Annotated in this window: 19 protein-coding genes; 7 read left to right on the top strand and 12 right to left on the bottom strand. The window is 57.4% G+C overall.

Annotated elements, in window-relative coordinates:
• Positions 1-225: 225 nt before the first annotated feature.
• The 3 genes from NC979_RS16065 (at position 226) to NC979_RS16055 (ending at position 2,585) form a co-directional block, all read left to right on the top strand.
• Positions 226-873 carry a hypothetical protein gene (locus tag NC979_RS16065; RefSeq protein ID WP_190517348.1) on the top strand — a complete coding sequence of 216 codons (648 nt, stop codon included), beginning with the start codon at positions 226-228 and terminating at the stop codon, positions 871-873.
• Between the two features lie 65 nt (positions 874-938).
• Positions 939-1,823: a hypothetical protein gene (locus NC979_RS16060; protein WP_190517345.1), complete on the top strand. Its 885-nt coding sequence runs from the start codon at positions 939-941 to the stop codon at positions 1,821-1,823.
• 210 nt (positions 1,824-2,033) lie between these two features.
• On the top strand, positions 2,034-2,585 hold the full coding sequence (locus NC979_RS16055; protein WP_190517342.1) for a LexA family protein: 552 nt from the start codon (positions 2,034-2,036) through the stop codon (positions 2,583-2,585).
• 96 nt (positions 2,586-2,681) lie between these two features.
• Here NC979_RS16055 and NC979_RS16050 read toward each other — a convergent pair whose 3' ends face one another.
• From NC979_RS16050 to NC979_RS16035, 4 genes are all read right to left on the bottom strand, one after another.
• Positions 2,682-4,436: an alpha/beta hydrolase gene (locus tag NC979_RS16050; RefSeq protein ID WP_190517340.1), complete on the bottom strand. Its 1,755-nt coding sequence runs from the start codon at positions 4,434-4,436 to the stop codon at positions 2,682-2,684.
• Positions 4,437-4,556: 120 nt separating this feature from the next.
• A complete protein-coding gene (locus NC979_RS16045) occupies positions 4,557-5,729 on the bottom strand; it encodes a hypothetical protein (protein WP_190517338.1) in 1,173 nt (390 codons plus the stop codon).
• 123 nt (positions 5,730-5,852) lie between these two features.
• Positions 5,853-6,245: a VOC family protein gene (locus tag NC979_RS16040; protein WP_199308745.1), complete on the bottom strand. Its 393-nt coding sequence runs from the start codon at positions 6,243-6,245 to the stop codon at positions 5,853-5,855.
• Positions 6,246-6,336: 91 nt separating this feature from the next.
• Positions 6,337-8,016: a DUF6930 domain-containing protein gene (locus tag NC979_RS16035; RefSeq protein WP_190517336.1), complete on the bottom strand. Its 1,680-nt coding sequence runs from the start codon at positions 8,014-8,016 to the stop codon at positions 6,337-6,339.
• 340 nt (positions 8,017-8,356) lie between these two features.
• On the opposite strand from NC979_RS16035, the gene NC979_RS16030 reads away from it, so the two are divergent.
• From NC979_RS16030 to NC979_RS16020, 3 genes are all read left to right on the top strand, one after another.
• Positions 8,357-8,713: a HesB/IscA family protein gene (locus NC979_RS16030; protein ID WP_190517334.1), complete on the top strand. Its 357-nt coding sequence runs from the start codon at positions 8,357-8,359 to the stop codon at positions 8,711-8,713.
• 62 nt (positions 8,714-8,775) lie between these two features.
• Positions 8,776-9,192 carry a tetratricopeptide repeat protein gene (locus NC979_RS16025; protein WP_190517332.1) on the top strand — a complete coding sequence of 139 codons (417 nt, stop codon included), beginning with the start codon at positions 8,776-8,778 and terminating at the stop codon, positions 9,190-9,192.
• Between the two features lie 26 nt (positions 9,193-9,218).
• Positions 9,219-10,196 carry an ankyrin repeat domain-containing protein gene (locus tag NC979_RS16020; RefSeq protein ID WP_190517330.1) on the top strand — a complete coding sequence of 326 codons (978 nt, stop codon included), beginning with the start codon at positions 9,219-9,221 and terminating at the stop codon, positions 10,194-10,196.
• Positions 10,197-10,221: 25 nt separating this feature from the next.
• Here NC979_RS16020 and NC979_RS16015 read toward each other — a convergent pair whose 3' ends face one another.
• The gene (locus tag NC979_RS16015; RefSeq protein ID WP_190517328.1) at positions 10,222-10,887 is read right to left on the bottom strand and encodes a DUF305 domain-containing protein; all 666 of its coding nucleotides are present in this window, start codon (positions 10,885-10,887) and stop codon (positions 10,222-10,224) included.
• A 388-nt stretch (positions 10,888-11,275) separates the two neighbouring features.
• On the opposite strand from NC979_RS16015, the gene NC979_RS16010 reads away from it, so the two are divergent.
• Positions 11,276-15,274: a magnesium chelatase subunit H gene (locus NC979_RS16010; RefSeq protein WP_190517326.1), complete on the top strand. Its 3,999-nt coding sequence runs from the start codon at positions 11,276-11,278 to the stop codon at positions 15,272-15,274.
• 102 nt (positions 15,275-15,376) lie between these two features.
• Here the strand turns inward: NC979_RS16010 and NC979_RS16005 are convergent, their stop codons facing one another.
• The 7 genes from NC979_RS16005 to NC979_RS15975 form a co-directional block, all read right to left on the bottom strand.
• Positions 15,377-15,562: a DUF4278 domain-containing protein gene (locus NC979_RS16005; protein ID WP_190517324.1), complete on the bottom strand. Its 186-nt coding sequence runs from the start codon at positions 15,560-15,562 to the stop codon at positions 15,377-15,379.
• A gap of 435 nt (positions 15,563-15,997) precedes the next feature.
• Positions 15,998-18,685, bottom strand: coding sequence for an ATP-dependent chaperone ClpB (gene clpB, locus NC979_RS16000; RefSeq protein ID WP_190517321.1), 2,688 nt, complete (start codon positions 18,683-18,685; stop codon positions 15,998-16,000).
• 203 nt (positions 18,686-18,888) lie between these two features.
• Complete coding sequence (locus NC979_RS15995; protein WP_348253797.1) at positions 18,889-20,466, bottom strand: diguanylate cyclase domain-containing protein; 1,578 nt, start codon at positions 20,464-20,466, stop codon at positions 18,889-18,891.
• A 43-nt stretch (positions 20,467-20,509) separates the two neighbouring features.
• Complete coding sequence (locus tag NC979_RS15990) at positions 20,510-21,334, bottom strand: alpha/beta fold hydrolase (RefSeq protein WP_190517316.1); 825 nt, start codon at positions 21,332-21,334, stop codon at positions 20,510-20,512.
• Positions 21,335-21,869: 535 nt separating this feature from the next.
• On the bottom strand, positions 21,870-22,898 hold the full coding sequence (locus tag NC979_RS15985) for an ABC transporter permease (RefSeq protein WP_190517313.1): 1,029 nt from the start codon (positions 22,896-22,898) through the stop codon (positions 21,870-21,872).
• Positions 22,899-23,021: 123 nt separating this feature from the next.
• Positions 23,022-24,689, bottom strand: coding sequence for an ABC transporter substrate-binding protein (locus tag NC979_RS15980; protein ID WP_190517310.1), 1,668 nt, complete (start codon positions 24,687-24,689; stop codon positions 23,022-23,024).
• A gap of 125 nt (positions 24,690-24,814) precedes the next feature.
• Complete coding sequence (locus tag NC979_RS15975) at positions 24,815-25,294, bottom strand: ABA4-like family protein (protein WP_190517307.1); 480 nt, start codon at positions 25,292-25,294, stop codon at positions 24,815-24,817.
• Positions 25,295-25,329 lie beyond the last annotated feature (35 nt).

Genomic DNA, 25,329 nt, shown 5'->3' with positions numbered 1-25,329 from the left:
TCAACCAGAAGCACACTGGAAAAATAATGCTTGATCAGCCCGAAGTAGCTACGGTCAAATAGCGGCTTAATTTTGCAGACTAGACTGAATACCTCCGTTCTTTTTGGTAAGAAATAATTTTTGCTTACGCAAGCTTTATGTTTCTGTGCCAGGGTCAACGATAATCGCCAAGTAGCCCTAGAGCGTTCTAGGGCATTAGCCACTTGCCTGTTTAAGGAGAAAGTTATGAGTTTTACCCGCTGGTTGCGGCGGCTAGCGCCCCTGATGGTGTGCCTAGTGCTGCTGGTTAGCGCCTGCACGTCAGCTCCATCTAAATACGACCAGGTGCAAGACGACACTACTGGTTTTGGTTCCCCTGCGGCGGTCGACAAGAAAGCCGAAAAGGGCGGCACTTTCAACGCCTTTTTCCCAGACAACCAGAGCGGCTACAACGTCACTCCCTACCAGGAAAAGAAAGGGTTTGCTGAGTATAAGCTTGAGCAGGATGGCAAGACCGTGGCCATGCTCACGATTAGCGATACCACCAGCGTGCCTGGCTCAGCGGAGAAATACAGCGCTGCCACTCAGTCTATCGGCGGCTTTCCGACCGTAGAGCAAGGCAGCACCGCTACTGGAGTGCTGGTGAACGATCGCTACCAAGTCAAGGTACTCTCTCGCGATCCCTCCTTTACCAAAGAAGACCGAGCGGCCTGGCTAGAGAAGTTTGACCTTCAAGGTCTAGCCCAGCTCAAAGGGGCAATTAACCCCGGCGCCAAGCCCTCCGCAGCGCTCCCCCAATCTCCCACCGCCGCCCCGACTCGGCCCAAGGACGGATTTAAGTTACCTAGGGTGAAGCTGCCGAGCGTGTCCCCCAGTCTTCAGCCCGCCTCCTAGGGAGTTAGCTATGCAAACGGCAATGACGGCGATCCAGAAACTAGGGCAGACCTAAGGAGTAAGTTGTGAGCAAAAAAATCTACGAAATTGTCGATAAGCTTCCCACTGGGGGCTTGACCGTGCGGGCACTGAAGACCCTCGACACCTTTGTGCCCGGCCAGTGGAATAACCTGGTGGGCTTTGACAACACCATCAAAACCGTCACGGGTGAAACCGATGAGGCCATGGTGCAGGCGATTGGCGAACGGGCGATCGCCCTTTTCAACGACAAAAAGCAGGGCTACCAGAGCGCCCTCTGGCTGTACGAAACTGTAGACTCGGCCTCCGGGCTGCTGGGGGCGGCGGCGCTAGCCAACCGCATTGGCCAAGACACCTTCTTGGGCTTTCTCAAAAACCTCTCCCCCAAGCCCGAAAAAGCCCAAACCATCGACCTGGTGGTGAAGCTGGTAGCCGAGGTGGTGGCTTTCTGCAAAATTAGCGGTATTCCCGGCGATAGCCTAGGCGACTTTCTCGCCGCCCTGGGCGACTACAGTAGCGAGTCGCTGGTGCGCATGGCTGCCCTAGTCAGCTTCGACGGCATTATTCCCCTGGGGGCTGACTTTTCGTCCAAGGCGCTCAACGCCATTAAGAGCATGGGGGCCAGCGACCTGGAAAGCAACCAGACTTTCAAGGGCATCAAAAACGAAATTCCCGGCGGCAACGACAAGGCCAAGCTGTCGTTTATGACTGAGAGTTTTGAGTCGACCAAGGGCTGGATGGATCGCTTTGTGACCGATCACAACATCACCCAAAGCAAACTGGTCGACAACCTGGGCGGCTTTATCGAGGGCTCTAAGGGCAAGCTCGACTACCTAGGCGCGTTCCTCGATATGTCAGTGAAGTACTACGAGCACACCGGTACTCAAACCCTGGCCCGTCGGTTGATCGAGCGCGCTGTGGCAGAAATCTAGCCCTCGGTACCGCTTTTGCCGTGGGCGCGCAGGCTCTCAAAAGCCTCCGCCTCTTTGAACAAGCAATTGCAGTTTGCTCCTGACGCCCGGCTGAGATCCCAGCCGGGCTTTTTTGCAGCTATAGATTCTACATTTGTACGCAGAACATATGAACCTATTGATACATCAACTACTGAATGGTAAGTTAGTGCAAATGTATTAGTTTGACTCATGACTCTTCTCCCTTCAGAGCGCCGTTTGCACAATTGTTTGAGGCAGTGGATCCATCTGTATGGCTATGCCCCCACTATTCGAGAGATGAAATCGGCTCTGCCAGAATCCTCCACATCCTTTGTTCAAGACTTATTAGACAGATTGCAGCAGAAGGGGTTTATTGCCAGAGCTCAGGGGCAAGCGCGGGCAATTTGCATGCTGTACGGTGAGTTGCCCCTAAAAGGAATTGTCCAAGCGGGCTATCTCACGGAGCACCCTGAAAGATTTTTCGAGCGGGTGCGACTGGACGGCAGGCGCTACCGAGAAGGTGACTACGCTCTTCAGGTTAGCGGTGACAGTATGGTAAACGCCCAAATTTTTGATGGCGATATCGTCGTTGTTCGCCCTACCAACGATCTTTGGGCTGTCCGACCCGGTAAAATCGCGGTGGTTTTGATTGAGGGTGAAGGGACTACCCTTAAACATGTTTACCAACACGAGGGCGATCCGCAGCTTGTCCTTCAGCCTGCCAACCCTGATCATCCAACCCGCATTCTGGCAAGTCATTAGGTTGGAGTTCAGGGGATGATGGTGGGCCAACACCGGAACGACAATGGCCTTTGGGTCGCTGTAGAGGCCGGTTGAGGCTCTTAAATTGTTGGCCTTTTATTCTTCCGATTCTCCCGGTTCCCCCAGTTCTTCCGGTTCACCGTCGGGCAGTTCTAGCGGTTGGAGGAGCTCATCGAGGGGGTTGATCAATTGCTGCTCCACCTCTGCACCCGCATTCACCATAAATAGACGAAAGGGTTCACCCTGGCTGAGGTAGCTGTCGTAGCCCGATCGCAAATACAACCCGTACTCAGGTCGGCGGGCCACGTAGCGGCCGACAAAGGCTAGGCCTAGGGCATTCATGTAGCGATCGATCACCTCCGGCTCGGCTAGGGTGAGCCCCGGCAGGGCAGACAGCAGGTGCGACAGACCCGCATCTAACGCTGAGAAGTCAATGTGGGCCTGCCCTTCGATCAGCGCCAGGGAACGATTCTCGGTGGTGTACCACGGGAAGGTGCGAAACTGCTCAAACACGGCGGGGGTAGCGGGGTCGTGGCTGCCCGCAATCACCATCACCGGCACCGTTACCGCCGCTAGCCCCTCGGGGCCAAAGATACTGCTGTTGACCGGGTTGACCAACAGCACTGAGTTAACCCTGGGGTCGCGAAAGCGGTAGGTCTCCCGAGGCAGCTCTAGCGCCTGACACTGCAATAGCAGCGACGTATTTAGGTAAATGAAGCTGCGATCGCAAACTTCTTGGAGATGGTCAAAGTTAATCTCTGCCCCGGCCACCGCCAGAGCCGTGTAACCCCCCAACGAGTGCCCCCCCACCCCCACCTGGTCGAGCTTGAGCCGCCCTTCAAACTCTGTGGGGTTGAGCCGCTCTAGCTCGTTGAGCACAAAAGTAATGTCGAGGGGGCGATCGATAAACTCTTGCACCTCAAACACGTCGCTGCTGAGGCCCGCCTGAAAGTCAGCCACCTGCTGGGCATCGCTGCCGGGGTGCTGGGGCAGCACCACCACAATGCCATGGGAAGCTAGGTGGGAGGCCCACTGGTGCCGCGCCTCGGGTCTAGAGGTCAGCCCATGGGAAAACACCATCACCGGAGCCTGGCCCCGCCACTGGCGGGGGCGCACAACATCTATGTAGAGCTGGCGATGGCCCCCAGGGGCCGGTCCTTGACCATCGCGCTGGGTATCGGTCAACTCAAACCGCTGAATCTGCACCCTCGCCGGGCCGGGAACGGTCAAATCGGCTAGGTTGGCATAGTCGATGGGGGGCTGCTGGGCGGCCTGGCTCACCGTGATCTGCTCTAGCTGAACAATGGAGTCGGTGGTGGCGTTCACGATGCGCTCGACGGCGCTGGCCACCGCCTGGGCGTCGTTAATACTGATCTGCATATCGGTGGGCAGCGATCGCACCACATTAATGGCCGACAGCCCCTCCGGTGAAGTCGCCGCTTGAATCAGCGCCGCCCGCAGCGACAGTTTGCCATTGCCGCCAGCCCGGGTTTTGAGAATTACCCCCACCTGGTCAAGCAGCTCCTCGCCCACGCTGGTGTAGAGAAAACGGGATAGCAGCACCCCATCTACCTCTAGCGGGCGATCGAGGTTTTCGCGCAGTTGAGCCACTTCGGCCTCGCTCAGCCCGACTAAATCGACGTAGAAGGCCAGGTCATCGGTAAGTTCTCCTGACTCAATCAGGGTTTCTAGAGAACTGGTGCTCACAGCTCGCTCTACCGGGCCGTAGCTAAAGAAAATTGCTTCAGCCGCCTGCACAGGCAGTCCGCTCAGCACAGTCAAGCCCAGACTTAGCCCACCTAGAGCTAAGGTCCGAGGTCGCAGCCATCTCCCGACAGGTTGCCAGGTCATGCCGTCACTCCAAAAATGTTACTGAGAGCTGCCCCTGCTTAATTTTCGCTCAAGACTCTGTCTCTTCAACTCTGCCTCTGAGCGGAGTCGAAGGAGCTGACCATGCACTTATCTGCCCCACTACTGCGTGCGCCAGTCCGCATCCACCGATCGCAGCCGTCGCAAAATCACCATGTTTGGCCCCACCACTGGGTTGCGGGCCACCACTACACCCTCAGGGTCGCGCAGTTGCAGGGTGCCAAATTTGAGCCCCTGGGCTTGGGCATAGATGTCTTGGGCCACGTCATTTTGCTGGCTGGTCAGCAAACCGTACCAAGCTTCGGCGACATTCACGCCCAGGGTATTTTCCGGTAGATTGACCTCCACCGATTGAATCAGCCCCGCCCCGTAGGAGCGGCTAATGCTGCTAACCCGGTTTTGAATGTCGGTAATTAAACTTTGCTCAGGCGTGGGTTCAACCACGGGCGCGGGGGCAGGGACAGGCTGCTCTGCGGTGGGAATGGGGGCCGCAAATAGGTCGTCAACACCAGGTTCTGCCGCCGTAATCTGAGGCAGGGGTTCTGAGGCGATAACCGGTTCGCCTCGCCTGGCGCCCAGGGGATTCCAAAGGGCCAACAACAGCATCAACAGGCCCAGGGCAATGGCGGTCAGCATGCCGTCTGAAAGCTTTCGCTGAAGGTCGGGGGGTAGCTGCGATCGCACCCACCGCAGGCCTTTCTTCCACAGGGTTGCCCCCTCGGCCAGCAGCAGCAGCAGTTGATCAACCACGCCCAGCTCCTTCGGTTGGTAGGGAATGCCGGTATCGGCCCAAACGTCTTCTGCCGGGGCCACCGGCCGGGTATTTTTGTAACCAGTGGCTCTGTTAGGCATCTGCCGCCGGTCAATGTCAGTGAGCTGGGGCTCTGAGGTCGGCACCGGCAGCGGATCTTCCAAATCTTCTAAGTCGCTGTCGGTCCAGGGGGCCGGGTCTGGCGAGGCGGAGCGGCCGTTGTTTGAGACGGGGCTGTAGGGGGCAGCTTCGGCAGCTAGTCTGGAGGCACGATTGTCCTTCGGACGTGTTTCACGATCGCCCACCACTGGCTCTGCTAAAGCATCCTCCCCAACCCAATCTTGTCCATCCGGCCCAGCAACGTCATCGTCGACAACTTCGAGGGGTAGCGCCTCCCTAGCCTCAGCACTGGGGTCATTGGGGAACGCTGGCCCAGCGCCATCCCCTTGCGCCGTCTGATCGGTGTTGCGCGGGGGCGGAATGGGCGGAATTTCTGAAGGAAAGTTGGGGTCTTGGGGTCTCATGGGTTAGCCCACCTGGCCACGATTACCGGCATACGTTGCGGAGGAGCCCCAAAGGGCATATCCCTTTCAATACTGCCACGTTTCCCAGAAATCTTAGGGCAGAAATCTCTGTGGGCTAAGCATTCAGCCCTGCTCGGCGAGACCTTGGTGCAAAATCAGCCGATTGCCGTCGGGGTCGTAGGCATAGACCTCGCGACCGTGGGATGCCGTCAGCACAGGGCCAGGGGGTGCATAGCTTAGGTGAGTGAGATGGGCGATCGCCCCATTCAAATCCGTCACCTCTAAACACAGGCTCATTGCGCCACTGCTAGGAGCGGCAAACTGGCTGATCTGGTCGGTTTTGGGCTTAAAGATCACCAGCCTCAGCCCCGGCAGCTGAAACTCGGCATAGCGATCGCGCTGGTAAGGCCGAGCCGATTGATCAAGCAATTCGCTATAAAAACCCACCAACTGCTCAAAATTCTCGCTGGCCAAGGCCACAAAAGCACTAGTGCAACCTATAGATGCCTCAGCCAAAGCCCTCTCCGCCAGAATTTCCTAGACAACTACTGGGTCTGATATCTCCACCTACCCATCCACCCTCTACTCATCCACCCCCTTACCTTCCCTAGTCCAACTCCCACTCCGACGCGTACTGCAACATCAGCGGCGGCAGGTGCAAATCCTTTGGCGTTTTGCAGCGGGCTTCAAACACACCCAAAATATCTTTCACGCTGGGTTTGCCTTTGCTGCTGCCGGTAATGCCGCTGGCAATAATAACCGCACAAGTCCCGTTACACTCCCTCTGCCAGGTATCCCAGCGCTCCAGCAGGTGGCGATCGGTGCTGCCGTTGGTTTCGTATTCGGCGAATAGGTGCAGCTCGCCATCGCCGGTTTGCAGCATGCCCAGTTCAAAGGCCTCGCCGCTGAAGGGGTCGCTGCCGGGGTTGAAGCACACGGCCTGTACGCCCTGGGCTTGTTGCAGCTGCTGGATTAGGGTCTTGGCCTTGGGCCGCGAGGTCTGAATCAGCACCACCGGTAGATCGGGGGAGTTGGCGGTGCCATTGTGGGTCCATTTGCCCTCTAGGTTCTGAAAGGCGATCGCCGCGTCATGGCGCAGATCGTTGAGCACCTGCTGCTGAAACTGGGTGAGGATGATGATCGCCCCCTCGGGCACATAGTCATCGCGCAGCACCGGAAAATTAACCAGGCCCTCAGGGCCGTCGTCGCCAAGGGCATCATCGTCGTCGGCGGCCAGCTCTGCGGTCACTTCAGGCAGGGTTTTAACCGTCACCTTCAACGGCGACGTACCGCCATTTTTCTCGGGATTAGGAATTTTATAGCTACTCTGGAGCGCCTTGAGGGGAGGCTTTTCAAGCTGAGCCCGGTAGCGAGTGATAAAACGCTGGAGAGCCTCCAGCACTACTAGAAACGTGGCTCCTTCTTCGTCGGCGAGCTGGCTGCGCATGCCCTCCAGGGGGTGAATGCTGCCAAAGTCGGGCTGCACTGCCTCTGGAGCCGAGGCTAGCCAGCTCACAGGCTGGGGCATGTCGGGAAAGGGTTCGTCATCAAATAGTTCGAAGTTGAGAAACAGACAGTCTTGCTCTAAAAAGGCTTCCTGCATCTGTTTAGGCGACTGCTGCCCCATCAGCACCCGCTGGCGAAACTGCTTGAGCGAGTCGAGGGAGCGGTACATCAGCAGACCATACTCCACACCGCCCATGCCCAGCATCGACACGTAAAGGGTATCGAGATCCCAGGTGTTTAGCTCAACGGCGAGCACCTGCTGCTCGTTGAGGGTGTTCCAGGGGGCGAGTTCCCAGATCTCCATGGCCTTGTCGATCATGGCCTCGGCGTAGCGGGGGGGCAGCTCGGCCTCAGTCATCTCGGCCGACTGCTGCAGGGCGTTGAACAGCTCGTCGATCAGGGGCAGTTCGGGGGCATAGTCGATGGCAATATCGAGCCCCTGGAGCGCCCCACGCAGGTAAAACTGAATTTCGCGATCGCTAACCACAATCTTGTGGGGCCGCGCTGGGGCGAGGTTGCCCTGGGGCGACTCAATTGCCTGCAACAGCGTGCGCACCACTGGCTCGTAGCCGCAGGTAGTGGGCACAATGGTCAGCCCCCGCACCGCGCCGCGGCTGCTATCAACCCAGAGAATGCAGTCGCTGGTTTCGGTATGGCGCTGGCGCAGACCGCCATCGTCATCCATCAAACCGCCCACCGAACGGCGATCGCCCTCCCATACGCTGGCTACACGGGGCAACCGCTTCAGGCGATCGATGGTAATGCGGTTCAATCGAGTCATGGGCTAACGATAACGACAGATGGAACGGATGGTTAAGCTACCGCTGGCTTGAGCACGGCTTTGGTCAGCATAGCCAAGTTTAATCATCAACTGCCCACAGCAACTCAACCGCGTGCCCTTCAGTGCAGTCCCCTAAATTGAGACACTGCACCTCATCTAGCATCCCTCCCGGGGAGGGGAAGCCCGGTGCGGTTGCTATAAACTATAGAAATTCTTGGCGGTATCAGCTAAGCCTAGACGACGAAAGTGTTAGATTTCAAAACAATTTAGGCTGCTCTGGCTGCGGTTGGGGTGACTCTGTTTATGATGGTAGAAGCTGTACTTACATCGAAAGGTTGCAATGGCTCAAGCCACCGAACAAACCAGAGGCATTTTGATGTCGGAAACGGCCCTGCGGCACGTCAAGGCCCTCCAACAGTCCCAGGGCAATAAAGAACTCTGCCTGCGGGTAGGAGTACGCCAGGGCGGCTGCTCTGGCATGTCCTACACCATGGATTTTGAAGATCCCGCCAACATCAACGAGCACGATGAAGTCTACGACTACGAAGGCTTTCGCGTGATCTGCGACAAAAAGAGCCTGCTGTACCTCTACGGTCTCATGCTCGACTACAGCGACGCGCTGATCGGCGGCGGTTTTCAGTTCACCAACCCCAACGCCGTCCAGACCTGCGGCTGCGGTAAGTCCTTTGGGGCGTAAGGGCACCCTACGGGGCTACATTCTGTGCTTTGCTGGATATCGCTTTAGATAGTTCATTGACTATGACTCAAACCGTAGAAACCCTGTTCGATGAGGGCATCGAGCGCTACAAAAAGGGCGAAGATCCCGCTGAGCTGATTCCCGTATTTAAAGAGGTGTGCGATCGCGCCCCCAAAAGCGCTGCCGCCTGGGCCTGCCTGGCTTGGCTCTACCTGCTGACCGACAAGCCCAACGCCGGCCTCAAAGCTGCTCAAAAAGCTGTCAAGCTCAACCCTCAAGATCCTCAAGGACGGGTGAACCTGGCGGTGGCCATGCTCGACTCGGGTAAGCCCGGCGTGCGCGAGCATGTCGAAATCGCTGGCCAAGTTATGACCGTCGCCGACGATCTGAAAAAGGAAGTGATGGACAGCATCAACGATGGTCTGGTTCGTAAACCCGACTGGAAGAGTCTGTCGCGCGTAAAGCAGTGGCTTGAGTAGGACTGTCTCTATCCAGACGTACCACCATGGCCCGCAGCCCGTTGCCCTTTTGGCAAATCCCTTTGTTTTGTGCTGTCGCCGACGACTCAGCTGATCAGGTGGCTCTGCTGTTGGCCGATGGCGCTGATCCTAATCTTCAAGATGAAGGGGGGCGGAGACCCTTAATGCAGGTCTGTAGCACCGCCGTGGCCTCCCTGCTGCTAGAGGCTGGGGCCCAAGTTCATTCTTGCGACGACAACAACAACGACGCCTTTCAACACCTCCTTGCGAGAGAAGTAGGCTTCAATTTTCCCAACGAGGCGGCGTTGCTAGAGGTACTACACCTGCTCATCGCCCACGGCGCTGATCCGAATTCCGCCCAGTGCTGGGAGAATCGTACCCGCTTGTACGACGCCGCTTTCAATGAGGTGATAGACTATGCCTCCTCAATGATTCAGCGGCTACTTCAGTGTGGCAGTGATCCCCATTGGGGGCGATCGCCTCTAGAGGGGCTATGCAGCCGCTGGAACCGTGAGTTCGATCAAGACATTGTCCGTAGCTTCGACCTGTTGCTGGAGGCGGGATGCGACCCCAAACTACGGGGTGAAGAAGGCCTGACTTTGCTACACCTAGCCGTCGCAGAGGATTGGACCTGGAACAGCCTGGGGCCAAACTACACTGCGATGCGCTGCCTCCTCAACTCTGGGGCCGACCCCAATGCGGTCAACGACGAGGGCTGGACTCCCCTGATGGGAGCGGTGCGGGCCTATGTCTACGATGTGGCTAATGTATCCCTGGTGGAAGACCTGATCGAGGCGGGCACCAATTTGGCTCTTCAGAATGCCGAAGGGCATACAGCCCTAGATATTGCCCTGACCGCCCTCGACACCTGTCAACGGCTCTACCTGCGGGACAGCGACCCCCCTGAGCTACGGGAGAAGGAAAAGGTCAGAGTGCAAAGAGCGGTCGAGTGCGTGGAACTGCTGCGCACCGCCAGTACCAGTCCCTCAAGGCCTACCACCTGAGCAAGACAGGGGAAGCGCTTTTGCCCTACTGCCCATACCAATCCTGTCGCCACTGCTGCATCTGATCGATCTCGGCCTGCTGAGAGGTAATGATCTCATCGGCCAGGGTCAGCAGTTCAGGTCGGCTGCTCTTTCCCTTCAAGTCTTCTGCCATCGCCACCGCCCCCTCGTGGTGGGGAATCATCGCGTCGATAAACCGTAGGTCGAATTCGTCATCAGCACCGCCCAAATCCATATCCATGCGCATGGCTGAGATCATCTCTTCGCTCATGGCCATGTCGTGCTTCATTTCAGCGTGGTACATCACCGGCTCGGCGGGGGCATCGGGGTACCAAGCCGCTCGCCACTCTTGCATTTGAGCAATTTCCACCTGCTGGGCAGCAATAATGTCTTCTGCCAGCTGGCGAATTTCGGGACGCTGAGAATTCTCTAGGGCTGCCTCAGCCATTACCACAGCTCCCTCATGGTGGGGAATCATGCCGTCAATGAAGCGCAGATCATAGGTGGCGTCGGCAGGGCCAAGATCCATGGCATGACCACCTGCGTGACCGCCGTGCATCATGGGCTCCTCAGCCCTATCTTCGTCGGCATGTCCTTCATGCATGGCTTCCATATTGCTGGTGCCGCAAGAGGCTAGCGGTACCAAGGTAGCTAGGGCCAGCATCGTCGCTAAAGGCTGTCTCAATCGCATGGTTCGTCTCCCAAATGCCTTGTTGTCTTAGGCTACACATTCCAGCCCGCTGTAGGGTCAAGGGCTGATTGGGCAAGATATATTTCTTTGACCAGTGTTTAATTAATATTTTGTTACGAAAATGCGAGGAGTGATCCCACCGTACTGTAAATTTTGTTAACAAAGCTCAAGCTGATTTATTTCAAATTGTGTCACCTAAACGCTCGAATCCTTATCTGGCAAGGTTTTCTGATACAAACATGAAAGACATCATTGATTTTGCTTTCGTTACGAAATATTTCCTATACAATCCCCAGAGTTTGTCTGCGGTCTGCCCTGCTTACTGTTGCTGATTCTGCGCCCGCAGCCTTCTCACCCCCAGACTTAGCCGCGAAAGGAGTTTTACTGCATGTTCACCCACGTCAAGCCCACTGTTCGCCACATTGCCCCCGATGACCTCAACGGGCGGCGTCTGGTTAAGGTGGTCTATGTGGTTCTAGAGCCTCAATACCAGAGCTCTTTGTCCTCGGCCATCCGGTCGATCAACGCCAGCAACTCTCAAGTGGCCTTCGAGGTCAACGGCTACCTGATTGAAGAACTGCGCGATGCCAACAACTACGCGGCGTTTAAGCAGGATGTGGCCGAGGCTAACGTATTTATCGCCTCGTTAATCTTTATCGAAGACTTGGCCGACAAGGTCGTTGAAGCGGTTGCCCCCCTGCGCGATGGCCTTGACGTGGCTGTGTGCTTCCCCTCCATGCCCCAGGTAATGCGCCTCAACAAGATGGGCAGCTTCTCCATGGCCCAGCTTGGCCAGTCGAAGAGCATGATTGCCTCCTTCATGAAAAAGCGGAAGGAGAAGTCGGGCGCGGGTTTCCAAGATGCCATGTTGAAGCTGCTGCGCACCCTGCCCACGGTGCTCAAGTACCTGCCGGTCGAAAAGGCCCAGGATGCGCGCAACTTTATGCTCAGCTTTCAGTACTGGCTGGGCGGTTCTCCCGAGAACCTGGAAAACTTCTTTCTCATGCTGGCCGATCGCTACGTGATCACCGACAGCCAAATCGAGGGTGCTCCCCAGCCCGAAAGCCTCGATTACCAAGAGCCCGTCACCTATCCCGACATGGGCATCTGGCACCCCATGGCGCCGCACATGTTTGAGGACATCAAGGAGTACCTCAACTGGCACGCCTCCCGCCGCGACATTTCTGAGGATCTCAAGGATCCCCTGGCTCCTACCATTGGTCTGGTGCTCCAGCGTACCCACTTGGTTACTGGGGATGAGGCCCACTATGTGGCCATGGTGCAGGAGTTTGAGTACCTGGGCGCGAAGGTGATTCCCGTGTTTGCTGGCGGTCTAGATTTTTCTAAGCCCGTGAATGCCTACTTTTTTGACCCAGTAGACAACAGCAAAACCATTGTCGATGCGGTGGTTTCTCTCACCGGGTTTGCTTTGGTGGGCGGCCCTGCCCGGCAGGATCACCCTAAGGCGATCGAAACCCTCAAGCGCCTCAACCGTCCCTACATGGTGGCGCTGCCCCTGGTCTTTCAGACCACCGAAGAGTGGGAAGACAGCGACCTGGGCCTGCACCCGATTCAGGTGGCGCTACAGATGGCGATTCCTGAGCTGGATGGGGCGATCGAACCGATCGTGCTTTCGGGCCGCGACGGTCTGACCGGCCGGGCAATCTCGCTCCAGGATCGGATCGAATCCATTACCCAACGGGCGATGAAGTGGGCTAACCTGCGCCGCAAGCCCAAACTCGACAAAAAGCTGGCGATCACCGTCTTCAGCTTCCCCCCCGACAAGGGCAACGTGGGCACCGCCGCCTACTTGGATGTATTCGGCTCCATCTATAAAGTGCTGGAGGCGATGAAGCAGAACGGCTACGACGTGCAGGATCTGCCCGAGTCGCCCGAAGCCCTGCTACAGGAAGTCATCCACGACGCCCAGGCTCAGTACAACAGCCCCGAGCTGAACATCGCCTACCGCATGCCGGTGCGCGAGTACCAAGCCCTCACCCCCTACGCCGAACGCCTAGAAGAAAACTGGGGCCCACCGCCGGGCAACCTCAACACCGACGGCGAGAACATGCTGGTTTACGGTAAGGCCTTTGGCAATGTGTTCATCGGCGTGCAGCCTACCTTTGGCTACGAGGGCGACCCCATGCGGCTGCTATTCTCCCGCTCCGCCAGCCCCCACCACGGCTTTGCCGCCTACTACACTTACCTGAACAAAATCTGGGGTGCGGATGCGGTGCTGCACTTTGGCACCCACGGTTCTCTAGAGTTCATGCCTGGTAAGCAGATGGGCATGTCGGGTACCTGCTACCCCGACAACTTGATCGGCAGCATCCCCAACCTCTACTACTACGCCGCCAACAACCCCTCCGAGGCCACGATCGCCAAGCGTCGAGGCTATGCCGAAACCATCAGCTACCTGACGCCCCCCGCTGAGAATGCGGGTCTCTATAAAGGACTCAAGGAGCTGAGTGAGCTGATCGGCTCCTACCAAAGCAACAAGGAGAGCGGTCGGGCCGTGCAGATCGTCAACGCCATCATCGAGACGGCGCGCATCTGCAACTTGGATAAGGATGTGGTGCTACCCGAGGGCGACACAGGTGAACTCTCTAACGAAGAGCGCGATGGCTTGGTGGGCAAGATCTACATCAAGCTGATGGAGATTGAGTCGCGCCTGCTGCCCTGCGGTCTGCACGTGGTGGGCAAGCCGCCCACTGCTGAGGAGGCGATCGCCACCCTGGTCAACATTGGCAGCCTCGATCGCGAAGAAGACGGCATCAAGAGCCTCCAGCGGATCATCGCTGAGAGCATTGGCCGGGATATTGATGACATCTACGGGAACAGCGATCGCGGCCACCTCGCCGACGTGCAGCTGCTCTACGACATCAACCAAGGGGTACGCGCTGCGATCGCCGCCCTCGTCCATGAGCAAATCGATGCTGAAGGGCGCGTCTCCATGGTGTCGCGGCTCAACTTCCTCAATATTGGCCGCAAAGAACCCTGGATCAAAGCCCTCCACGAGGTAGGCTACAAGAACGTCGACACCGATGCCATCAAACCCCTGATGGAATACTTGGAGTTTTGCCTAGAGCAGGTCTGCGCCGACAACGAGCTGGGCGCACTGCTGCAAGCCTTAGAAGGTGAATACCTGCTCCCCGGCCCCGGCGGCGACCCAATTCGCAACCCCGATGTGCTGCCTACTGGCAAAAACATCCACGCTCTCGACCCCCAGTCGATCCCAACCACCGCTGCTGTACAGTCGGCCAAAATTGTGGTGGATAGATTGCTGGAGCGGCAGCGACAGGAAAATGGCGGGGCCTATCCCGAGACTATCGCCACCGTGCTCTGGGGCACTGACAACATCAAAACCTACGGCGAATCCCTTGCCCAGATGATGTGGTTCGTCGGCGTCAAGCCTGTGCCCGACTCCTTGGGCCGGGTGAATAAACTGGAGCTGCTCTCCCTCGAAGAGCTGGGCCGCCCCCGCATCGACATCGTTGTCAACTGCTCTGGGGTGTTCCGGGATTTATTCATCAACCAGATGGCCCTGCTCGATCGCGCTGTGAAAATGGCCGCCGAAGCCGACGAGCCTTTGGAGATGAACTTTGTCCGCAAGCACGCCCTAGAGCAGGCGGCAGAAATGGGTCTCTCGGTCCGCGAAGCCGCTACTCGCATCTTCTCTAACGCCTCGGGTTCTTATTCCTCCAACATCAACCTGGCGGTGGAAAACAGCACTTGGGAGAACGAAGCTGAACTCCAGGAGATGTACCTGAAGCGCAAGTCCTTTGCCTTCAACTCCGACAACCCTGGCGTCATGGACAGCAATCGGGGCCTGTTTGAGTCGGCCCTGAAGACGGCGGATGCCACCTTCCAAAACCTGGATTCGTCGGAGATTTCCCTCACCGACGTATCCCACTACTTCGACTCTGACCCCACCAAGTTGGTGGCCAGCCTGCGCGAAGACGGCAAGGCTCCGGCTGCCTACATCGCCGACACCACTACCGCCAACGCCCAGGTGCGCACCCTGTCGGAAACGGTAAGACTGGATGCCCGCACCAAGATGCTCAATCCCAAGTGGTACGAAGGGATGCTTTCCCACGGCTACGAAGGGGTGCGCGAGCTGTCGAAGCGCCTGGTGAATACTATGGGCTGGTCGGCCACTGCCGGGGCAGTCGATAACTGGGTCTATGAAGATGTCAACACCACTTTCATCCAAGACCCAGAGATGTGCAAGCGCCTAATGGATCTCAACCCTAACTCCTTCCGCCGCATGGTCTCGACCCTGCTGGAAGTGAACGGACGCGGTTACTGGGAAACCAGCGACGAAAACCTGGAGAAGCTGCAAGAGCTCTATCAGGAAGTGGAAGACCGCATTGAAGGGGTGGAATAGTCGCTACTGTTTAGTTAATACTTTGAAGCCAGGATTCTCTAAGAGTCCTGGCTTTTTTTAGAACCACAGCTAAACCGTATTAGCCAAGCGTCGTCTAACCAGCTATACCTGACCTTGGTACGAGCGGCCCATAAAGCGGAGCGTAACAGGCGTAGTCGGCGCCACTGTGGCGCTGTGGTGTTTAGCGCTCCAGACGACTCCCCGATATTTGCCCGTCACTTCACCGTCGCGGGTTTCAATGTTAGGCCACTGACAATCGTATTCGGCACCAAGAAAACGTAGCTGCATAGGAAGATCCTGTTGCTAAAGAATGCATTTAAGCGAAGACGGAACCATGCACTACAGGGTTGAGAAGAATTATGGCCTTGCTACGTTAAGAGGCCCTGATGTGAAAATTAAATTGACAAATTTGTTACAGAATTTTTTTCATCTATTCCCAAGAGAATTTTGAAATAAGTGCTGCACAACTGTTTGGGACAGTATGCTGCCCCAATTCCTGCCGCTAGCTGTGACTCTTGTCTTAAGCGAAGTCGCCATAGTCGATGAAGCAAAGAATCTATCGCAATAGCAAGCTAAAGCGGTGGAGCGATCGCCCCACCGCCGCTTCTCGGTGTAGTCCTTTGTGTAGCTAACGGTCTTCCGACCAGCGCCGTCAGCCCCGCTGAGATCGGGAATGACTTTGAGAAAAAAGTGTACAACCTGACTGAGGAAAGGTCTTGGACGCTACCCTCTCACCACTGACTCCACCTTGGCAGCTTCGTCCTCTGCCGCTGCTAGCACTTCAGCAGGAGCAGGTTCGCGGTGATCAAACTCCAGCTTGCCATCCTGCAAGTCCACCGTGATGGTCGCACCCTGGGCAAAGGTGGTCTCTAGAATCTTGGTGGCGATCGGGTTTTCCAACAGCCGCTGGATGGCTCGCTTAAGGGGACGAGCTCCGTACACCGGGTCATAGCCGCTCTCGGCAATGAAGTCGATCGCCGGATCGGCAATCTCCAAACCGATGGTTTGGTCAGCTAGGCGGCGCTGCACCCGGCGAATCTGCAGGGCCACAATCTTGCGCAGCTCGCTCTTGCGCAGCGAGTGGAAGAGGATGAGGTCATCCACTCGGTTGAGAAACTCGGGGCGAAACTGCTTTTGCAGCGCCTTGAGCACCTGGACGCGCATTTCGTCGTAGCGATCGTCGTCGCCTGCCAGCTCTAAAATGTGGTCGCTGCCCAGGTTGCTGGTCATGATTACCACGGTGTTGCGGAAATCGACGCGATGACCCTGAGAGTCAGTGATGCGACCGTCATCGAGCACCTGCAGGAGAATGTTGAATACGTCGGGGTGGGCTTTCTCGACCTCGTCGAGCAGCACTACTGAGTAGGGGTGGCGACGCACCGCCTCGGAGAGCTGGCCGCCGTCTTCGTAGCCGACATAGCCAGGAGGTGCCCCCACCAGCCGCGACACGGCGTTTTTCTCCATGTACTCCGACATGTCGATGCGAATTAGCGCGTCTTCGGTGTCGAAGAGAAACTCAGCCAGGGCGCGGGCTAGTTCGGTCTTACCTACCCCAGTTGGCCCCATGAACAGGAAGGAACCGAGGGGACGGCCCTGGTCGTTCATGCCAGCGCGGGCGCGGCGAATGGCGGCGGCCACGGCCTCGACGGCTTCGTCTTGACCGATCACCCGCTCGTGCAGGTGGCCTTCGAGCTGAAGCAGCTTTTGTCGTTCTGACTCCATCAGCCGGTTGACGGGGATGCCCGTCCACTTGGCGACGATTTCGGCGATGTCGGCCTCGGTGACCTGCTCGCGCAGCAGGGTGTTGCCCTTGGCCTGCACTTCGACTAGCTGGGCCTCTAAGGTTTCGCGATCGCGCTGAATCTTCTCCAGACTGTCGTACTTGAGTTTGGCGGCCTTGTTGAGATCGTAGGCGCGCTCGGCCTGCTCAATTTGCAGACGAATCTGGTCTTCTTCGTCTTTGAGGGCGTGAATGGCGTCGAGGGCCTGCTTTTCGCTCTGCCACTGACCGCTGAAGGACTGCTGCTTGGCCTGAAGTTCGGCAATCTCTTGCTCAATGCGGCTGAGGCGCTGGCGCGAGGCCTTGGTCATGGAGCCGTTTTCGGCCTCCAGCGAGAGCTTTTCCATTTCAATCTGCATTAGGCGGCGCTCGATGCCCTCCAGTTCCTCGGGTTTGGAGGTGATTTCCATTTTGAGCTTGGCGGCGGCTTCGTCCACCAGATCGATGGCTTTATCGGGCAGAAAGCGATCGGCGATGTAGCGGTCAGAGAGCACCGCCGCCGCCACCAGGGCGCTGTCGGCAATGTCAACGCCGTGGTACGACTCGTAGCGTTTTTTGAGGCCCCGCAGAATGGAGATGGTGTCTTCGGCGCTGGGCTGGCCCACATACACCTGCTGAAAGCGACGCTCTAGGGCGGCGTCTTTTTCGATGTGCTTGCGGTATTCGTCGAGGGTGGTAGCCCCAATGCAGCGCAGCTCGCCCCGCGCCAGCATGGGCTTGAGCAGGTTGCTGGCATCCATGGTGCCCTGGCCCGCTCCAGCCCCGACCACCGTGTGCAGCTCGTCGATAAACAGCACTACCTGTCCAGCAGAGTCGGTGACTTCCTTGAGCACCATTCGCAGTCGTTCTTCAAACTCGCCGCGAAACTTGGCTCCGGCGATCAGCCCGCCGATGTCAAGGGAAATTAGCGTGCGGCCCTTGAGAGATTCGGGCACCTCACCGTTGATGATGCGCTGGGCTAAGGCTTCGGCGATCGCCGTTTTGCCCACCCCCGGTTCGCCAATCACCACTGGGTTATTTTTCGTGCGTCGCGACAGCACCTGAATCACGCGGCGGATCTCGTCGTCGCGACCAATCACGGGGTCGAGCTTGCCGTCGCGGGCGAGCTGAGTGAGGTCGATGCCATATTTCTCTAAGGCATCGTACTGCTGCTCGGGGTTTTGGTCGGTGACTTTTTGGCTACCGCGCACCGCTTGCACCGCCGCCATTAGCTCAGGGCCTTCGACGTTAAAGCCCCGCAGTAGCCGCCGCCCGATGCGCTCGTCTTCCTGAAAGCCCAGCAGCAGGTGTTCAACTGAGATGAACTTGTCTTTGAGGGTTTGGCGCGCCGCCTCAGCTCCGTCGAGCATGCGATCGAGGCTCTGGCCTAGGTAGAGGTTGTTGTCGACACCGGGGCGCACGCGGGCCTGGCGCTGGGCAAAGGTCTCTAGATCGTCGAGAATCTGGTCGCTGTCGAGGTTGGCCTTGGCAAGAACCTTGTGGGCCAGCCCGTCTTCTTCTTGGTCGAGCAGCGCGATTAGCACGTGCTCGACCTCCATATATTGATGTTTGCAGCGGCGAGCCACGTCCTGGGCCTCAACGATGGCGTCCCAAGCTTTGGCGGTAAACTTATCCGGATCGGTTGGCTGCATAATCTCCGTGGGCGGGCAGGCTGCGCTTTGCTTTTTGTAACGGTTGGACGTTCAGTATATCAGTTGGTCGCTTGGGCCGGCCGTGCCGCCCTCTGGGCCAGCATAGCGGGATTGTCTGCCGCAAACTGTTCAGACCACTGCTGCTGGTTCCCCTGACAAACGTCCCAGATCGAATCCTAAGACAGCCCATCGCGTCCTGACGGTTAGCTCAGGGGCGGTAGGGCAGACTTTGGCCTCGGGTCAAGCATCGTCGGGTCGAACACCACCGATCGATTGCGTCCCTGCCGCTTGGCTCGGTAGAGAGCCTGGTCTGCCTGCTGAATGAGCACCGTGGATGATAGTTTCTGCGAGGGAATGAGGGTACTGATGCCTAAACTGATTGTAATCTGGGAACCCACTGCTGAGTCAGAGTGGGAGATGGCTAGAGCCGCAATCGCCTGATGGATGTGGCGAGCCACCGCGATCGCCCCTTGCCGAATCGTGTTGGGCAGAATGACAGCAAACTCTTCGCCGCCGTAGCGAGCCAGCAGATCGGTGGGACGACCTAATACCCCCTGGACGGCCTGGGCAATGGCGTAGAGACAATCATCGCCCGACTGATGGCCGTAGGTGTCGTTGTAGCACTTGAAGTAGTCGACATCAAACAGCAGTAGGGAGAGGGGCAGGCGATCGCGGCGAAGGCGAGCCCACTCTTGCCCGAGGCGCTCGCTAAAGCGGCGACGGTTGGCAATTTGGGTCAGCGGGTCAATGTGGGCCATCTGATCCAGCAGCCCTGTGGCCCGCTGCAGTTCGGCATTGAGCTGGGTCAGGCGCACCTCGGTACGCTGGCGCTCTTGCAGCTCACTCTGCAGCCGTTGAACCAGGTCGGCCTGGTGAATGGCGATCGCCAGCTGCGCGGCAATGTCTTCTACTAGTTCGACCTCTACCCCCTGCCAGTAGCGCGGCCCTGAGCATTGGTGAATCACAATCAGCCCCCACAGGTCGGCCCCCTTTTGCAGCGGCACCACCAGGCTGGCCTGCACCTGAAACTGGTTGAACAGCTGGTTGTGCTCGTCCAGCAACCTCATTTCGTGAATGTCTCGAATGGCCAGGGTGCCAGCGTTGTGGCGAATGCCCCGATAGTGATCGCCAAACCCCTGGTGCGGCACCTGGGCCATCATGACCGAGTCCACCCCCGGGGCCACCGCCTCCGACACAAAATTACCGCCTGCCGTCTCATCGGCGGTGAAGCGATAGATGCCTACCCGATCGGCCGCTAAGCACTGGCGAACTTCTTGGGCTGCGACGGCAAAAATTTGCGTTAGCTCAAGGGATTCTCGAATGTGTTGGGTAATTTGCCCCAGGGCAACGGCCCGCTCGTACTGATGTTTGAGGGTGGCCTCGGCCTGCTTTTGGGCGCCAATCGCCGCTTCGGCCTGCTTTTTGGCCCGCAAAATTTCGTCTTCGTACTGAATGCGCTGGCGAATGGGAATCACCACGCAGTCGTTAATGGCGTCGCCTTGGCACTGCCGCCGCACTCCGTTGGCCAAAATAGGAATATCTTGCCCCGATCGCGATCGCAGCGAAAAGTAAATTTCCGTCACCGCCCCCTGTACCCGCAGCATGGGAAACACGTGAGTCTGGTAAAAGATGCGGCTGGCTACGGGCAAAATCGCCACAATGTTTTGACCTTGTAGCGCCGCTCGTTCCCAACCCAGCAGCGTCAGCAGCGTAGCGTTGGCATACTCAATGACGCCGTCGTCGCGCACCGACAGAAACCCGCACGGAGCCTGGTCGAGCAAGGGGTCTACGCCTTGAGGTGCAGACCTTGAGGTAGAACTCCGATTAACCATAGGTTGGGCCCAGACTGGCCGCCTCCAAATAGGTTTTGATTCGCTGAATAGTTTCGTCGGGATGGCTCATGTGGGGGCAGTGGCCCGTGGCCTCCATCAGGGCCAGGGTGCTGTGGGGCAGGTGCTGATGCAGGTATTGCCCCACCTCGGTGGGGGCAATCGCATCGTCTTTACACTGCAAAATTAGGGAGGGCACCGGTGCCTTAGCCAAATCGTCGCGGTTGTCGCCATAGAAGGTGGCCTTGGCAAACCGCGTGGCAATGGCAGGGTCGGTCGAGCAAAAGCTGTCCTCTAGCTCTTGAGTGAGCTGGGGGCGATCGGAGTTCTGCATCACCACCGGGGCCAAAAAGTGCGCCCAGCCAATGTAGTTCTTCTCCATGATGTCGAGCAGCTGGTCAATATCCTGGCGCTCAAAGCCGCCGACGTAAGCATCCTCATTGATATAGCAGGGTGATGGGCCAATCATTACTAGCCGCTCAAAGCGCTCGGGGGCGGCGATCGCCGCCAGCAGGCCGATCATGCTGCTCACTGAGTGACCCACAAAGATTGCCTGTTCCAGCTCTAACGCCGCGCAGATCTCCAAAATATCCTGGGCGTAGCCCTGAAGGTGGCTGTACCGCTGCGGATCGTAGGTGGCTAAGTCTGACTGGCCAAATCCCACGTAGTCAAACAAAACCAGCCGATAGTCGTCTGCAAGGGCGGGAGCTACGAACCGCCACATCTTTTGGTCGCAGCCAAAGCCGTGGGCCATCACCAAGGGTCGCTGACCCTGGCCCACTACCTTGACGTTGTTTCGGCTTAAAACATCCACTGGCATGGTCTACCTTTGCGCTGAGCCCCCATCTTGATTTAGCGTGCCCAATTGCCAAAGCGCAAAAGAAGCCACATCAATCTCTAAACCTGTCTTTAGAAGACGTTAACTAGCGTTGTTTTTCTCAACAATTAGTTATTGATATGTAACCAAGGGTGTTAAAAAATACTTCCTCACTTCGCTGGCGCACCCCGCTACTCCTAGGCTACACCTCGGATTGCCCAATGAGGCAGCAAGCTCAAAAGGGCAGGAGTGCAAAAGAGCAAAGATAGAAGAGCGAAAAAGAAAAGAATGTTGAGGGGCTCGGGTTCCAGCATTTGGGTCCCAATTCAGATTTTCCCGCTATGGCTAAGTGCTAGATCAAACTAGTTTGCCTAGCCAATCCTTTGACTAAAGCAACTGGGAAGGCTGTATTCAAGCACAGGATTCTAGACGTCCTAGGGGCAGAGCCTTGGGCTTTATTGTTTTCAACGCTTTGCGCTTTTGACGGGTTGTGATCGCAGCCATCCAATCATTGGGGCAACAGCTCAAACCAGCCCGTCTAGTAGCGAATGCGAGGGTCAATATAGGCATTCAAAATATCGATCGCAATGCTGATCACCGCCACGATCATGGCGAAAAACACCATCAGCCCCTGCACCACCGGGTAGTCCCGTTGGGAGATTGCTTCGTAGAGGCGGTTGGCTAGCCCCGGCCACGAAAATGTTACCTCCGTGAGCACCGCACCACCCAGCATTGAGGCAAAAGTTAGCCCCAAAATTGTAATCACCGGAATCATCGCATTCTTCAGCGCGTGCACCAGCACAATGCGCCGCTCTGGAATGCCTCGCGCTCTAGCCGCCTCCACGTAGTCTGCTGACAGGGTCTGCTTCAAGTTGACCCGCACCATACGCTCAAATACCCCGCTGATTAGAATCCCTAGAGTGAGGCTAGGCAAAGCCAAGTAGTACAGTGTGGTAAAGAATGCGCCAAAATCGAGGGTCAGCAAGCTATCGAGCAGGTAGAGCCCGGTTGGCCCGGTCGGGGGCGCGGCCCGCAGCGGGTAGCGGGTGCCAATGGGAAACCAGCGCAGCTGCACCGCAAAAATAAGCTGCAAAATCATGCCAAACCAGTACATCGGAATGGCGTAGGTAATGATGCCAAACAGCCGTCCCCCCGCATCCAGCGGCGAGTTGGGGCGCGAGGCCGCCAGGGCACCAACGCTGACGCCCACTACCGTGGCCACAAGCATGCCGCATACCGTTAGCTCAACCGTGGCCGGAAAATGCGCTCGAATGATTTGCCACACGGTTTGGCCCTGGGTTGCGAGAGAAGACCCCAGATCCAGCCGCAGCAAATCTCCCAGGTAGCTCAAGTATTGAATAAACAAGGGCTGATCTAGGCCAAGCTGCGACCTAAGCGCATCCTTCGCCGCCGCCGGAGCCCGCGCCCCCAGCAGTGCATCTACCGGGTCGCCCGGTGTCGACCGCAGTAGCAAAAACACCACCGTAGTGATGGTCAAAATCATCAGCGGGGCCAGCAGCAGCCGAGTGAAGATGTAGTAGCGCAGGGCAGCGGAACGGGAGGACATGGGGAAGTGAGGAAAGTGGGACAGAGAAAGTTTTGAGGGTTTAGTTTTGAATTTTGAGTTGTTAATTGAGGCGTGAACTCAAAACTCAAAATTTAGAACTCACATTCTCGCGTCTTCGTGCATTCACCCTTTCGAAATTTGCCACAGCAAGAACTGCTGCGTTGGCTCCACGGCCACGCCTTCTACACCGTCCTGGGCAAAGACGTAGTCTTTGTTTTGCCACAGAGGGACGTAGGGCACGTCATCGACCATCATTTGCTGGAGGTCTGCGATCGCCTGCTGGCGGGCATTGGGGTCCTGCTCAGCCTGCTGTTTGGCTACGAGCTGATTGGCTTCGGGGCTGTAGTAAAACGAGCCGTTGGCTTGGGACGGGCCTTCTTCGCAGAGGTTGTTGCTGCCTTTTTCGCAGCTCATAAAGGGTTGAATGAAGGTGTCGGGGTCGTAGTAGTCGGGGTACCAGTTGGCCAAAACGATAGGGTAGATGCCTTTGCCCACGTTTTCCCAAAGGGTGGCCCCCTCGGTATCTTGCACACTCACCGTCACCAAGCCCGGCAGACCCGCCTCGATCGATTCTTTGAGAGTGTTGGCGACAATGCTGCGGGTGGTAGAAGCCGAGGGATACCAGATTTCTAAAGTTAGTGGTTTAGCCTCTGAGAATCCGGCTTCGGTAAGCAGGGTTTTGGCTTTGTCAAAATCGCCGTCGCCGTAGGCGTCTTTGAACACCGGCTTAGCGATGTCAAAGCTGGCGGGAATCAGGCTGTAGAGGGGTTCGGCCTGACCCTGGAAGACACGCTCGTTGAGCAGGGGGCGATCGACCATGGCAGCGATCGCCTGGCGCACCTTGACATCATTCAGCGGCGCGATCTTTTGGTTGAGCGCCATGTAGTTGATCACGTTGGTGCCTGCCTCGATCACCTGCCAGCCGCCGGAGCCTTCTTCGCGCTCTAGGGCCGCTACCTGCTCGGGGTCGAGGGTTTGATAGGCAATATCAAGTCCGCCAGTTCTAAAGGTGTTGTAGAGGTTGGCAGGGCTGGTAAAGATCTGAATGTCGATGCCCTGATTGGCGGGGGCGTCGCCCCAGTAGTCGGGGTTGACGTCGAGCTTGATTGAGTCGCTGGTGAAGCCCGATAGCTTGTAGGGGCCAGTGCCCACAAAGCTATCGGGCTTAAAGCTGCCGGTGCCAATCTCGTAGCTCTCCGGCGAGATCGGGGTAACGCCCGAAAAGCTCAGCAGGGCAGGGAATGCCGCAAAAGGGGTTTTGAGGGTCAGGGTAAGCTCATAATCACCCGTGGCCTCGGCGGTAGAAATTTTGTCAGACAGCAGATAGGCAGGACGACCGCCATTTTCCATAAACCGCTGGATGGAAAAGGCCATCACTTCGGCATTGAAAGGGGTGCCATCGTGGAGGTTGACATCGTCCCGCAGGGGAATGGTGTAGGTCAGGCCATCATCGCTGACGGTGGGTAGCTCAGTGGCGAGCTGGGGCACCAGGTTGGTGGTGCCAGGCTCGTAGGTGTAGAGGCGATCACCCAAGTTGTAGAGCAAAATGCCGGGGAAGGTTTCGTAGGCGTCAGCGGGATCGAGGGTGCGGGCGGTGAGGGTGGTGCCAATGGTAACGCGGCCATCGCTATTACCAGCAGGGGCATCGGCAGCTGGCTGGTCGTTGCCGGCGCAGCCCAGGGCGATCGCAAATACCAGCCCAAATAGCCCTACAAACTGCACCACCCGCCGCCAAGGCTGCCGTGCCCAAATTCTGTTGCCTTTACCCATCCACGACACCAAAGAGTTCATCAGGTTTTATCTAGCTAACTGGCCAACACTGGGATAGTTGTATCACCCTTTGGGGACTAGGGGGAGTGGGGGAGTGGGGGAGTGGATGGGTAGGGGGTGGATGGGTAGGTTGGTCTCCTTACTCCTTACCCCTCACTCCCTACGGGCTCACCGACCTTTTCTCCTGCAAATCGTTTCCACACTGCGTCTGTGAATAGGTGTGACAGCAGACCCAGGGGGCCAGCAAAGAAACACAGGGCGAGGGAATGGCGGGTGAAGACGCCGCTTTCCTGGCCTTGCCAGTAGATCCAGCGGCCGACAAATAGGTCGAAGGCGAGAAAGTGCACCCAGCCCGTGGCGGTAACGTGGGGCTGGGCAAAGACCGCTGCCAGGTCGCTCAGGCTAAGGTTGGGGTCGGAGAGGGCTTCGATGCCTTCGACGTTGGTAAAGCTGGTAACGAAGAGAAACAGGTATAGCCCGGCTAGGGCGGCAAAGGGGAGGAGAGAACCCATAACGGTGCGGGTGAGTTTGGTGTTGGGCACCAGTATCATCAGGGTCCAAAAAGGGAGCACAAAAAGGTTGGCGCCGCTAAACAGCAGCTCTAGCAGGTTGGCATCGACGGTCATAGGGGGAGTGTTGCTCTAGAGGACTGTCCTTAGTG

Source organism: Leptolyngbya subtilissima AS-A7, from assembly GCF_039962255.1.
Classification (GTDB): Bacteria; Cyanobacteriota; Cyanobacteriia; order Phormidesmidales; family Phormidesmidaceae; genus Nodosilinea.
The sequence above is the reverse complement of the archived record's forward strand: the minus strand, read 5'-3'. Positions and strand labels throughout refer to the sequence as shown.